We start from the raw sequence: 12,368 nt of genomic DNA on the forward strand, positions 1-12,368 counted from the left end.
AATCTTGTTTTTATCTGATTTCATTAATTGATCGCTTGTTTTTGTTTGTTTAAGGGGTTTATTCTTTTATTCTTTTATTCTTTATTCTTTTATTCTTTTATTCTTTTATTCTTTTATTCTTTTATTCCGCTGGTGTTGTTTTTTTTATTTCTTTTGTTTTTAACTTTTTTGGGTTGGGTTGTTTGGGGGGTTTTATGGTTTTTGTGTTTTAGATTTTTGTTCAAAGTTTTTTGCTTGCTTATTTTGCTTAAGTTTTTTTATTGTTTTATTCAAAGGTTTTTAGGGTTTTAAGAAAACGAGTTTGACAATAAAATAAAATCTAACGCAATAAAATAAAACTTAAAATCCAATTTTTTAAAAAGTTTAAGATTTTATATTTGGCGAGAAAAGAGTCCGTATCAATTAAACATGGATTTAAGAGAAAAGTTTTATTCTTTGAGAAAAAGGAAAGAGTGGGTTATAAGCCTTACAAAAGGGGTCAAAAAATTAAGATTTCTAACCACACCAACATTGACCAAAATTGAGAAAGCCCCAACTCCCCTAAATTCTAAAGAATTACTCAGAGATTTTTAAACATACCATGGCTTTTATGCGAAAATCTTATAGAGCGGTATCTGTTGATAGCGTAACGATAAAATCCATTAAAGCCAAACTAGGGGGTAACCATTACCATAAAGTGAGTGGTAGTCATCAAGTTGGGGGTGCGCATAAAGTAATCTCTAGGTTCAACGCTAAAAAACCCTTTTTCATTAGACAGCATCTTAAAAGCCACTGAATTTATTGCTAACGCTGGATTGAGCGTTTGAGTTGTGGTAATAAGGTTAGTCCTAAACATGCTAACATGTCAAAATTAGCTACATAAGGGTAAGTTATCTTGTCTCTGTTAGCGATTTTGTGATTTGCAAGGAAAGATTTATGGATGAAATTAAAACGCTGTTAGTGGATTTTTTCCCGCAGGCAAAGCATTTTGGGATAATCTTAATCAAGGCTATTGTTGTCTTTTGTATAGGTTTTTATTTTTCGTTTTTCTTACGGAACAAAACCATGAAACTTTTATCCAAAAAGGATGAGATTTTAGCGAATTTTGTCGCGCAGGTTACTTTTATCTTAATCCTTATCATTACTACAATCATCGCGCTCAGCACGCTAGGCGTGCAAACCACCTCTATTATCACTGTTTTAGGAACGGTGGGGATTGCGGTGGCGTTGGCTTTAAAAGATTACCTTTCAAGCATTGCTGGAGGGATAATCCTTATTATTTTACACCCTTTCAAAAAAGGAGACATCATTGAAATCTCTGGCCTAGAGGGCAAAGTAGAAGCGCTTAATTTTTTTAACACTTCTTTACGCTTGCATGACGGGCGTTTGGCGGTTTTGCCTAATAGAAGTGTCGCTAATTCTAATATTATCAATAGCAATAACACGGCGTGTCGGCGCATTGAATGGGTTTGTGGGGTAGGATATGGGAGCGATATTGAACTGGTGCATAAGACTATAAAAGACGTTATTGACGGGATGGAAAAAATTGATAAAAACATGCCCACTTTCATTGGAATCACGGATTTTGGACAAAGTTCGCTGAATTTCACTATTAGGGTTTGGGCAAAGATTGAAGACGGGATCTTTAATGTGAGGAGCGAACTCATTGAACGCATCAAAAACGCCCTGGACGCTAATCGTATTGAAATCCCTTTCAACAAGCTAGATATTTCTATCAACAAACAAGACTCTTCTAAGTGATTGGCGTGAGGCGCGTTGGTTATGATGGTTGATTTTAAAGGATAACCCATGTCAAGCGATTTCAAAAACATTTTCATCGGTGCGAATAATTCTAAACGCACCAAGTTTGACTTGATTGATACTGAAAAAGATCCTATCAATTCCCATTCGTTATCATCTATCCTTGATGCTATCTCAAGGAATATTAAGGAAGCTAAAAAACAGCTATCTCTCTCAAAATTTCTGTCAAAATCCTAACCAATCTTTATTGGCTCAACTAAACGAGTATGACAGGAAAAAGTCAGCGTTAAAGAACGGTGCAAGTAATAGAGTGGTATCATTAAACAATAACAAAAAGGAGCGAGTTATGCTATTGAACTATGATTTTTTGGAAAGAATGGAAGGCTCTAAAGTCAGAGCTATTGATGAGAAAATGAAATTTCTGCATTGTTCGAACAGCATTGACAGGTTGATTTTAAGTTATAAGATGAACCCCATTAAAGGCTCTACTATTGAGAGCACCAATCTTTCTAGGGTGGTGAGTAAGATTAAAAGCGGACTACCCTTTGGGACTATCTCGGCGTTTAGACCTTTTAAACCTGAATTTATTACTGATTTTACTGAAGAGGAACGAGAAAAACTGATTGAAGCGTATAAGATCGGTTATAAACATTCTAAAGCAGACCGAGTAACCAAAAATTGGAATGACGACCCTAATTTCATAGACGCCTATTATGATGCTGACGCCTTTTTGAGAGGTAATGGAACCATCTACGCCAAACTCTGTAAGGGGTTAGGAAAACCTTTTGTTAATAAATTCTTAAATCCTAAAAGTGAAGCTCCAATGAAAGGCTTTATGTCCAGTAAGGAATTTGTTAAAAGATACCGCTACACAAGCAAGGACAATATGGAAAGGACACGACAGCTGAAATCATTTTTAAACTTTAAGCGGGATTTTCTGGGTTATATTGAAGTGGTAGGGTATTGGAAAGAGAGCCTAAAAGATGGCCTTTTACCCGATAAAGAAACGAGCTTTTTCGTATTTCAAAACGAACCTAGTGATACTTTTAATTTAAAAAAGACCTTATTGGTGTTAGCTAGAGCGTTTAGTCAAGCGGCTATTTGCTATTGTCAAAACGCAAGCGCTAATGAAGTGGATTTAATCAGCGCTGAACCTAGTAGTTATGGTGAAGTGTGGGATACATTCAATGGCATTGCTTTTTCAGTGCCTGCACAATTACCTCAATTTCTCACACGATTAAAAGACAAGGTTTATACCTTTTTCAAAAAACAACCTGATAGCGGTTATGGCATAGATTTTGGTGGAATCGCTAAAACGCAAATCAAAACAGCTATTTTACCTATTGATAGGCTTAGCGAACCTTTTGAGAGCTATATTGTAGGCTCTATCAAAGGGAGGCAGAATATGGCTCGTGCGTATGGATACCCTAAAGTTTTTACCATTGATGAGGTGAGTGGATGGGAAAAAGAAACCATTAAAAGCCGAGACTATGAGAGGCGGAATTTGAGTAAGACTTATAGATTGAGCGCGAAACAAAACCTTGAAATCATTAAAATCTCTAACGCTTTGGCACAAGGTAAGAGCGTGAGTGTTGGCCTTATTGCGAGCGTGTTAAACAATACCAACAAGCCTAACAACAAGTAGAGAAAACCCATCTCTTATCTATGCGTTGGATAAAGATATAACCTATAACGGCTTTCTAGCGTTTCATTAACAAAAGAGAGTATTTGCGATGATTTCCCTTTAAAGCGTCCTAAAATCCCATAAAACGCTCTAAAGGTCAGCACACCCAAAGCTTTTAGTTTTATTCTAAATTTTTATTATTAATGATCAACAAGAGCAAACCCAACAAACCGCTTTATCATAGCCCTATATAGCCCTATAAAAATAGGGGAGGAAAGCAAGATCTGCAATCAATCTTGTTGGATCCTTATGGTTGTGGGTATGGACAGCTCTTCTTCAGTAGGGATTCTTAAATACTCGCCATTGCCCACTTTCCTTGTTGGTTTCACCACAGGTTGAGAAGGCGTAGCGATAGATTCCAAACCCGCTCCGTTGCTGTTTCTTTCAGAACCGGTCGCAATGATAGTAACGCGCACATGATCAATGGGGATATTCTCGCTCGTGTGTTGGCCAAACTTAACATCAACATCTTGATGGGCTTGATCTTGAATGAAATCGCAAGCTTGAGAATAAGCCATCATGGGATAGTCAGGGTGGTGCTCAAAAAAGACGATAATGCTCTTAGCCCCTTCAATGGAAGCGTCATCAAGAAGAGGCGATTGGATCGCGTTTTGCACCGCTAATTTAGCGGAATCTTCGCCAGTGGCTTCACCAATACCCATTAGCGCAAAGCCTTTAAAACCAAGAGCGCTCTTTAAATCGGCAAAATCAACATTGATATTACCGGGTTTGGTGATGATCGTAGAAATGCCGCTCACAGCCCTAACCAAGACATCATCAACTTCCCTATAGCATTCCGTGGTGCTAGCGTTTTTTTTCATGGTGAGAAGGATTTTATCGTTAGGGATAACCAAAATAGAATCGCTAGATTGCTCCAATTCTTTCAATCCCTCTTCAGCCCTCTTCCTTTTTTGATTCCCCTCATATTTGAAAGGCTTAGTAACGATAGCGATCGTGAGCGCTCCCACTTCTTTTGCGATTTTGACAATAGTAGGGGTGGCTCCAGTCCCAGTCCCCCCTCCAAGCCCTGTAGAGACAATGACTAATTTCGCGTCTTTAATCGCTTCTCTAATTTCATCAGCACTTTCTTCAGCGGCTTTTTTACCAATATCAGGAACCCCTCCAGCGCCTAAACCTCCAGTGGATTCTTTGCCTAAAAGGATTTTAACCGGAGCGGGATTGTTTTTGAGATGTTGGCCATCAGTGTTTGTTGCAATGGGGGTAACATCTTGATGCACGCCGTATTCAACCAAGTGTTTAATCATGTTAGACCCCCCACCTCCAACACCAACAACGACAATCTTAGCCCCTTTATAAGCTGGATCGCTTACTTCTTCAATGCTCGCTTGACCGATATTATAATTTTCCATCTCTGATTGATGAACCATAGCTACTTTCCCCTTGAGACGATTTTTGCAAATCTTAAACTTTGTATAGATAGCTAGGGATTATACCATGTTTTCTAGCTTTTGATAACTATCAAGTATCAAGCCGTTTTATCGCATAAAGAAATCGCTATATCTTAAAAGATTTTAGAAATCTTATCCAAGAGGTTTTGAAAAAAACCTTTTTGTTCAGTGGGTTTTATGGGTAGGAAATCATCGTTTTTAGCGGTGTTTAAAGGAGCGCTAGGGGTTTTTAAATCGCTTAAATTCCTTTCTGTGGGCGATGAATGGATGTGGGGGGTAGGGCTTGATTGGTGGGTTTTTCTTATATAATCATCGCTTTCATGGTAGCGGATAACCCCTTTAGAATCCCTTTCATAATTAGTATGCCCCCCTGCTTTGTATAAAATCAAGCCGACCACGACTGAAAAGCGAGGATCTTTCAAATCTTCAAACATGCCCATGATATTGTATTTTTCCACAGGGGCCGCCAAACGCACCGGGTAATTAGTGAAATGGGTTCTGGCTAGTTCTTTGATCCCTTTCATTAAAGCCATCCCACCGGTTAACACAACGCCCCCGCCCAAATGCTCTTCTAAGCCGCTATCCTGAATGCTTCTGTGGATGATTTTAAAAGTTTCTAAAGCCCTTTCCCTCATGATAGTTTGGATTTCACTGAGCGGCACAATATGGCTTTCATGGCCATCAGAGCCGGTGGTAGGGATTTGGACATTTTGAGAGGGCGTTTCTTCTCCGCCTTCAAAAGAAAGATCCCCGTATTTGATCTTAACTTCTTCAGCGTAAGGGAATGGGGTGTTGAGCATGTGCGATAAATCCGTGGTTAAATGGTGAGAGCCTACGGGTAAGTATTTGTTATAGCGTATGGAATTGCCGCTATAAATCGTAAGGTTGCATGTCTCTCCGCCCATATCCACGCAAGCCACGCCCAATTCCCTTTCATCATTAGACAAGGTGGCAATCGAGGCTGCATAAGAATTGATCACGATGTTTTCAATCTCTACTCCAGATTGGATCATGATTTTTTCTAAATTTTCAATGTTGTTTTTTTCTGTATAGACAATGTGGATAAAGACTTCTAAGCGAGTCCCGCTCATCCCTAAAGGGTCATTCACTTCTTGTTTGTCTAAAGTGAAGCGATAGGGGAGGGCATGCAAAATATGTTTATCATTATCTAAGCCTGCTTTAGCGCATGCGTTATTGATAGCGCGATTGATTTCATCAATGGTTACCACATTGTCTTTAGTGCTAGCCACACCGGTAACATCTCTAATGCTTTCAGTATAAGCCCCAGAAAAAGAAACAATCGCTTTAGTTTTAGGGTAATACGATTCTCTAAAGGAGGAAATGGGGTTATTCCTGTCTTCATCAGCGTTCAAACCTGCCATTTTTTTAGCGCTATTAATCACTTCTTTAATGGCGTTAGAAGCGTGAGCAAGGCTATTGATACGCCCTCTTTTAATGGCTTTTGAATTGATTTCTTTAGAGTCTTGATGGGCTGTGCCAATGATGCGCAAAATCCCTTCTTTAAATTCAGCCACTATCGCGCAAATCTTTCTAGAGCCTATATCAACCCCTATAACGATTTCTTTATATTCCATGATTTCCCCTTGCATTTATTGGATGTATTTGACTATCTTATAGCGTTTTTTCAATTCTTCTATCAACGCTTTATCAAAAAAATCCGTTTTAGTGTTATTGACTAAACGCTGCATATACTGGCTTTCTTCTGTGCTAAAGGAGTGGTTGAAATTTTGTTCTGTGATTTGATAAAGCACCACTTTATTACCAATAGTAATAAACCCCTTTTTTTCTTGGCGGTTAAAAAGGGTGTTGATAAACTTAGTGCTTTCTTCTTGGTTAAGTTCGCTAATAGTGCCTCCAAAATTAGGGCTTACATAGCCCACGCTTTTCCCTTTAAAATCCTTAAGCTTTTCTTTAGCTAAAGCTTGCAACGCCATAAGGGTTTTTTCTTGAGTTAGGCGGGTTTTAAGAGCGCTTTTAGCTTCATTAAAATTCTGCAATTCGTCTTTAATTTGAGAGATGAGTTGCACCACAATAAAACCATCTTTAAAAGGCTCTGGCTTTAGGATTTCAAGGGGTTTGAGAGCGGTGAGTTTTTGCGTGATTTCAGCAGTATAGGGGGAGTTGTTTTCTTCAAAATCTTGCGTGGTGTAGTTTTGTGCGTTCCCTTTTTTTAGAGCGATATAGCTCCTTAAGGCTTTTTCATTCGCTTTTTGCATGCTTAAATCATGCTTGACTTGCTCTTGAACGCTTTTAAAATCCTGCAATTTCCCCTCTTTGTCCAAATAAGACACCTTGTTTTTGTGGTAGTATTCCTCCAACTCTTTCAAATCAGTTTTTTCTAAACTAGCGTCAAAATATAAAGAGCGTGTTTTAAAGCTTGTGGGCTTTTTAAAATCCTTTTTATGAGACTCGTAATATTTTTTCATCTCTTCTTCATTGAGAGAGATTTTAACATCACTAGGGTTTAGGATAAGAATGTCTAATTTGTCTTGCAATTTTGCCCAAAGCGATAGGCTGGATTGCTCCAAAGGGGTGGTGGTTTTGGGAAATAGAGCACTGATTTTTTGAAGGATTAAAAGCCTTTCAACGCTTTCTTCAAAGTGTTTGGGGCGGTAATGGCTTTGTTTTAAGATATTTTTATACAATTCTTCATCAAAAACGCCATCTTTTTGAAAAACGCTTGTTTTTCTGATCTCTTTGGCCACTTCTTGCTTTGTAGCGCCAAGCCCTAAATCTAAAGCGAGATTCCTCAATAAAGCTTGATTGATGAGCGAATCTAGAGCACTTTTTTCCAAATGCATGGCTTTGATTTGATCTTCAGTGAGTTCTTTAAAATCAGGGATAGACTCAGCATATGCGTCTTTAAGGCGGCGGTATTCTTGGGCTAATTCTTCTTGAGAAATCTTAATCTGTCCCACTTTGGCAGCGCTATCGCTATCTAAAGAAAAGCTGTATTGCCCCCAGCCTATCATCCCAGCGGCAATAAAAGCGATCGTGCTTATCCATATTGTAACCACTAAATACTTTCTATGATTTTGCATCCATTCAATCATAAGAACTCTAATCCCTTTTAAAAAATCAAAAATGTGAAATTCAGGTTTAAACAACCTTATAGTAAAATCAAATAACCTTATTTTAACCAAAGGTTATTAAAATTATCCTTATTATAGAGAGTTTTTAACATGAATTTTCAAGAAAATTTAGCCGCTTTGGATTTAGAATACCTTTGGCACCCTTGCTCGCAAATGCAAGAGCATCAAAATTTCTCCATTATCCCCATTAAAAAGGCTCAAGGGATTTACCTCTATGATTTTAACGATAACGCCTACATGGATTTAATCAGCTCATGGTGGGTGAATCTTTTTGGGCATAATAACGCCTATATCAGCCAACAGCTTAAAAATCAAATTGATAGTTTAGAGCATGTCCTTTTGGCCTCTTTTAGCCATAAGCCCATCATCACGCTCTCTCAAAGGCTTTGCCAGCTCACCGGTATGGATAAATGCTTTTATGCGGATAACGGCTCATCTTGTATTGAAATCGCTTTGAAAATGAGCTATCACGCCCATTTTTTAAAGAATCAAACGCGCCCTAAAAAGCTTTTTTTATCGCTTTCTAATTCCTATCATGGCGAGACTTTGGGAGCGTTAAGCGTGGGCGATGTGAAACTTTATAAAGACACTTACACCCCCTTATTGCTCAAGAATCTCATCACGCCCGTGCCTAAAAACGACAATGAAATAGAAAATAGCTTGAACGCTTTAAAGCGTTTGTTAGATGAACATGGTGAAGAAATTTGCGCCTTCATTGCAGAGCCGCTTTTACAATGCGCAGGGAATATGCATATTTATAGCGCGAAATATTTAAAACAAGCCGTTTTATTATGCAAGCAAAAAAACATCCACATTATTTTTGATGAAATCGCTACAGGGTTTGGGCGCACAGGGAGCATGTTTGCTTATGAACAATGCGGGATTGAGCCTGATTTTTTATGCTTGTCTAAGGGGATTAGCGGGGGGTATTTGCCTTTAAGCGCGCTATTAACCCGCAATGAAATTTATAACCAATTTTACGCTCCCTATGAAGAAAATAAAGCGTTTTTGCATTCGCACAGCTACACAGGAAACGCCCTAGCATGCGCATGCGCGAACGCCACGCTGGATATTTTTGAAAAAGAAAATGTTATTGAAAAAAACAAGGCTTTAAGCGGGTTTATTTTTAGCGCGCTCCAAAATGCGTTAAAACCCTTGATAGAGCGACAAGTGGTGTCTAATCTAAGGCGTTTGGGCATGGTCTTTGCCTTTGAAGTCTTTATTCAAACCAAAGAGCGTTTGAGTTTGGCGGTTTTTAAAAAAGCTCTAACTAAAGGTTTGTTGTTGCGCCCTTTAAACAACACCATTTACCTCATGCCCCCTTATACTATCACGCATGAAGAAATCACAAAGGCGATTGCGGAGTTAGTGGAAGTGATTGATGAATTAAAAAAGGCTGAAAACAAATAGTAAAGAGCTTGAATTTTAGTCAAGCGATAGCTTTTTCTGTTTGTTTGGTTTCAAAAATCAAGTTTTTCACTTGATATTAAGCCTATTCAATAAAACCTATTCAATGATTTTAGGCACAACGAAATAATGATCTTGGCTGTGTTTGTTGTGGCTTAAAATCTCTTTGGCGATGTGGGGTTGGCTTTTAGGCTCGTCTTCTCTTAAAGGGGTGCATAGCTCTGTATCCGTTTTTAGTGCATGAGTTTCTAAAGCGAAGATGTTTTCTACAAAGCCTAAAATCTCCGCTAAATGGCCTTTAACGCTCTCTTTATGCTCGTCTTTAATCTCTAACATGCTCAATTTTTCCAAGCGTTGTAATAATGTGTCATCAATTTGCATTCTTTTCCTTTAGTTTAAAATAAGGGTTCGTCCATTGTTGCTGGGGCTTTGATGCCCATGAGTTTTAACACGCTGCTAGCGATATTGTTCAACGCTCCGTTTTTAATGGATTTGACTCCATTCCCTAAAACAAAGCAATACACGCTCCCAGCAGTGTGGTTGGTTAAGGGGTTTTGGTTTTCATCTTTCATGCGTTCGCAATTCCCATGATCGCTTGTTAAAAGCATGGCGTAATCCAATTCTTTAGCCAGTGAAAGGATTTCGCCTAAGCATGCATCCACTGCTTCTACCGCTTTAATACTCGCTTCAAAATTCCCTGTATGCCCCACCATGTCGCCATTGGCAAAATTCACAATGATCAAATCCGTGCCTAGTTTCATTTGCTCTAACACCGCAAGGGTTACTTCTTTAGCGCTCATTTCAGGCTTTAAGTCATAAGTGGTAACTTTTGGGCTTTGGATAAGCACTCGGTTTTCATTTTTAAAAGGCGTCTCCATTCCGCCGTTGATGAAAAAGGTTACATGCGCGTATTTTTCAGTCTCAGCGATATGGCTTTGGGTCAGGTTGTGTTGAGAGACCACTTCAGCGAGCGTGTTTTGAACGCTTTCTTTAGGGAATAAAACAGGGTAGGGGAAAGTGTTATCATAAGGCGTCATGGTAGCGATATGGAGTTTTTTAAAAGCTTGGCGCTTAAAGCCACTGAATTCCTTTTGGCCTAAAGCGCTCACGATTTCTCTAGCCCTATCGTTCCTGAAATTGATAAAAATGAAGCTTTCACCATCTTGCATGCCGCAATAATCTTTAAAACAAGCTGGCATGATAAATTCATCAGTGATATTTTTATCGTATTGGCTTTGGATATATTCGCTAGGGCTTAAAGGCGTGTGATTAAGCCCCATTAAGCTATGATATGCAAGTTCAATCCTTTCAAAGCGATTATCCCTATCCATCGCATAAAAACGACCGCTTATAGTAGCGATTTGAATGCTTTCATTGCAGATATTTTGCATGGTTTCTAAATAAGTTAAAGCGCTTTTAGGAGCGACATCGCGCCCATCGGTGATTAAATGCAGAAAGACTTTTTTATGGGATTTTTCACACTCTAAAGCCAGAGCGATAAAATGCTCAATGTGTGAATGCACGCCCCCATCGCTCATTAAACCCATAAGATGCACGACCTTACTTTTTTGGATCGTGTTTAAAAAAGCGGGGTTGTTTTTTAACCCATCGCTTTGAAGGCTTAAAGAAATTCTGACTAAATCCTGATACAGCACCCTACCAGCCCCAATGCACATATGCCCCACTTCAGAATTCCCCATTTGCCCCTTAGGTAAGCCCACGCTCAAACCATGCGTATCAATTAGGCTATAAGGCAAGGTTTTAAACATCAAGTCATAAGTGGGTTTTTTAGCATGAAAGAATGCGTTATGATCGCTATCTTTACGATACCCAATGCCATCAGTGATAATCAAAAGAGTTTTTTGCGCCATTTTTAGGACTTTTTAAAGCTCTTGCATGAGAGTGATGCGGTTAGCTAAAATCGCGTTCCTTTGCCCTGGAGAGCAATTTTTGCACACTTCTTTACTTTTGGAATTTTTGGAAGTGGTTTTAGCGTTGCCTTTATTGTTTTTCATATTGTTTTTGGGGGAGCGTTTTGGACTCGCTTTAGCCGGTTTTTTTGGGCTTTTTTTAGCGGGCGCAAAATCAGCGCTATTGATTTGAGCCAAATACATGGGTTTATCTTTTGCTTTTTCTAGCGGCTTCTTAATGGCTCGCTCGCTAGCTGCCTCTTTCATTTCTTGAGATTTTTGCGTTTGAGCTTCCTCTATTTGAGTTTCTTTGGTCTCTGTTTGAGCTAAAGTTTGGGGCATGGCGTTGCCGATAGGGTCTAAATCCAAGTTGCTATTAGCACTTTTTTGCAATTCTTGGTCATTACTGGACTGCGAGTCAAAGATTTTAGATTCTTTCAAACGCCTGATTCTATCTTGTATCTCTTCATAATATTTTTCAGCATCAGCGTTAGCTTTCTCGTTTTTTTCCCAACGACTGCCTTTATTGTAAGACTTGATCATGTCTTTTAGATTGTCATGGTAGCGTGTTTTCCAATAGAGCAACTCTTTTAAAGCCACTTGAGAAGCAAACGCATCGTCTTTAATGAGCAATTCCCCCATCACATTACGCAAAAAGGGGCTATCATTATGCCCATAGCTTTTTAGAACGCTTGGGATATAAGAATGATACACGCCCGCGCTCGGATCCGAAAAATTGATTTTATAAACCCCTGCGCATGATTCTTTCCATGCGATGCCTGCCATTTCATAGCCTAAATTTTCTTTAGAGCCGAATTGATAGGCGGCTTTTAAGACTTCTTTTTGCTTAGCGTTAAAATCTTTAAGATTATCGCAATTGGTCATCATGACTTTAGTAACGGGCGATTTGGGTTTGTTTTTAACCCCCTTAGCGGGCTTAGGCTCTGTTTTAGTGGGGCTTTCTTCAGCACTCAAATTCAAACTTAAGAACACGCTTAAGGCTGTACCTAGCCATAAAGCTTTAAAAGGGATATGAATGAGTGGGGCTAAATGTTTCAAAACGCTCACCTTTTGTATTAAGAAATAAATTAAACTAGAAATAAAT

General features: G+C 38.9%; 11 protein-coding genes. 5 read left to right on the forward strand and 6 right to left on the reverse strand.

Annotated elements, in window-relative coordinates:
* Positions 1 to 580 precede the first annotated feature (580 nt).
* From H7O61_RS05640 to H7O61_RS05655, 4 genes are all read left to right on the forward strand, one after another.
* The gene (locus tag H7O61_RS05640) at positions 581 to 775 is read left to right on the forward strand and encodes a hypothetical protein (RefSeq protein WP_079295464.1); all 195 of its coding nucleotides are present in this window, start codon (positions 581 to 583) and stop codon (positions 773 to 775) included.
* 140 nt (positions 776 to 915) lie between these two features.
* Positions 916 to 1,740 carry a small-conductance mechanosensitive channel MscS gene (mscS, locus tag H7O61_RS05645; RefSeq protein ID WP_000343431.1) on the forward strand — a complete coding sequence of 275 codons (825 nt, stop codon included), beginning with the start codon at positions 916 to 918 and terminating at the stop codon, positions 1,738 to 1,740.
* Between the two features lie 48 nt (positions 1,741 to 1,788).
* Positions 1,789 to 1,977, forward strand: coding sequence for a hypothetical protein (locus H7O61_RS05650; RefSeq protein ID WP_079295463.1), 189 nt, complete (start codon positions 1,789 to 1,791; stop codon positions 1,975 to 1,977).
* A gap of 109 nt (positions 1,978 to 2,086) precedes the next feature.
* Positions 2,087 to 3,385, forward strand: a complete 1,299-nt coding sequence (locus tag H7O61_RS05655; RefSeq protein WP_187875409.1) for a hypothetical protein — start codon at positions 2,087 to 2,089, stop codon at positions 3,383 to 3,385.
* 269 nt (positions 3,386 to 3,654) lie between these two features.
* Here the strand turns inward: H7O61_RS05655 and ftsZ are convergent, their stop codons facing one another.
* The 3 genes from ftsZ to H7O61_RS05670 all read right to left on the reverse strand — a co-directional run bounded on the left by ftsZ (position 3,655) and on the right by H7O61_RS05670 (position 7,907).
* On the reverse strand, positions 3,655 to 4,812 hold the full coding sequence (gene ftsZ, locus H7O61_RS05660) for a cell division protein FtsZ (RefSeq protein WP_000233657.1): 1,158 nt from the start codon (positions 4,810 to 4,812) through the stop codon (positions 3,655 to 3,657).
* Positions 4,813 to 4,946: 134 nt separating this feature from the next.
* Positions 4,947 to 6,428 (reverse strand): cell division protein FtsA, encoded by a 1,482-nt coding sequence (gene ftsA, locus H7O61_RS05665; protein ID WP_187875410.1) that lies wholly within the window; start codon positions 6,426 to 6,428, stop codon positions 4,947 to 4,949.
* Between the two features lie 15 nt (positions 6,429 to 6,443).
* On the reverse strand, positions 6,444 to 7,907 hold the full coding sequence (locus H7O61_RS05670; protein WP_187875411.1) for a peptidylprolyl isomerase: 1,464 nt from the start codon (positions 7,905 to 7,907) through the stop codon (positions 6,444 to 6,446).
* A 129-nt stretch (positions 7,908 to 8,036) separates the two neighbouring features.
* On the opposite strand from H7O61_RS05670, the gene H7O61_RS05675 reads away from it, so the two are divergent.
* Complete coding sequence (locus H7O61_RS05675; protein WP_187875412.1) at positions 8,037 to 9,356, forward strand: adenosylmethionine--8-amino-7-oxononanoate transaminase; 1,320 nt, start codon at positions 8,037 to 8,039, stop codon at positions 9,354 to 9,356.
* A 96-nt stretch (positions 9,357 to 9,452) separates the two neighbouring features.
* Here H7O61_RS05675 and gatC read toward each other — a convergent pair whose 3' ends face one another.
* Genes gatC through H7O61_RS05690 form a run of 3 tightly spaced genes read right to left on the reverse strand, consistent with a single transcriptional unit; the run spans position 9,453 to position 12,331 of the window.
* Positions 9,453 to 9,734: an Asp-tRNA(Asn)/Glu-tRNA(Gln) amidotransferase subunit GatC gene (gene gatC / locus H7O61_RS05680; protein ID WP_001165274.1), complete on the reverse strand. Its 282-nt coding sequence runs from the start codon at positions 9,732 to 9,734 to the stop codon at positions 9,453 to 9,455.
* A 14-nt stretch (positions 9,735 to 9,748) separates the two neighbouring features.
* A complete protein-coding gene (gpmI, locus tag H7O61_RS05685) occupies positions 9,749 to 11,224 on the reverse strand; it encodes a 2,3-bisphosphoglycerate-independent phosphoglycerate mutase (RefSeq protein ID WP_187875413.1) in 1,476 nt (491 codons plus the stop codon).
* A gap of 12 nt (positions 11,225 to 11,236) precedes the next feature.
* A complete protein-coding gene (locus H7O61_RS05690) occupies positions 11,237 to 12,331 on the reverse strand; it encodes a hypothetical protein (protein ID WP_187875414.1) in 1,095 nt (364 codons plus the stop codon).
* Between the last annotated feature and the right edge of the window lie 37 nt (positions 12,332 to 12,368).

It is taken from the genome of Helicobacter pylori (genome assembly GCF_014496965.1).
Lineage (GTDB): Bacteria > Campylobacterota > Campylobacteria > Campylobacterales > Helicobacteraceae > Helicobacter > Helicobacter pylori_CZ.

What these genes read in the sequence shown, in the direction of transcription:
- ftsZ (WP_000233657.1), bottom strand. Translation starts at nt 4,812, where the DNA reads ATGGTTCATCAATCAGAGATGGAAAATTATAATATCGGTCAAGCGAGC.
- H7O61_RS05670 (WP_187875411.1), bottom strand. Translation starts at nt 7,907, where the DNA reads ATGATTGAATGGATGCAAAATCATAGAAAGTATTTAGTGGTTACAATA.
- H7O61_RS05650 (WP_079295463.1), top strand. Translation starts at nt 1,789, where the DNA reads ATGTCAAGCGATTTCAAAAACATTTTCATCGGTGCGAATAATTCTAAA.
- gatC (WP_001165274.1), bottom strand. Translation starts at nt 9,734, where the DNA reads ATGCAAATTGATGACACATTATTACAACGCTTGGAAAAATTGAGCATG.
- H7O61_RS05640 (WP_079295464.1), top strand. Translation starts at nt 581, where the DNA reads ATGGCTTTTATGCGAAAATCTTATAGAGCGGTATCTGTTGATAGCGTA.
- gpmI (WP_187875413.1), bottom strand. Translation starts at nt 11,224, where the DNA reads ATGGCGCAAAAAACTCTTTTGATTATCACTGATGGCATTGGGTATCGT.
- ftsA (WP_187875410.1), bottom strand. Translation starts at nt 6,428, where the DNA reads ATGGAATATAAAGAAATCGTTATAGGGGTTGATATAGGCTCTAGAAAG.
- H7O61_RS05655 (WP_187875409.1), top strand. Translation starts at nt 2,087, where the DNA reads ATGCTATTGAACTATGATTTTTTGGAAAGAATGGAAGGCTCTAAAGTC.
- H7O61_RS05675 (WP_187875412.1), top strand. Translation starts at nt 8,037, where the DNA reads ATGAATTTTCAAGAAAATTTAGCCGCTTTGGATTTAGAATACCTTTGG.
- mscS (WP_000343431.1), top strand. Translation starts at nt 916, where the DNA reads ATGGATGAAATTAAAACGCTGTTAGTGGATTTTTTCCCGCAGGCAAAG.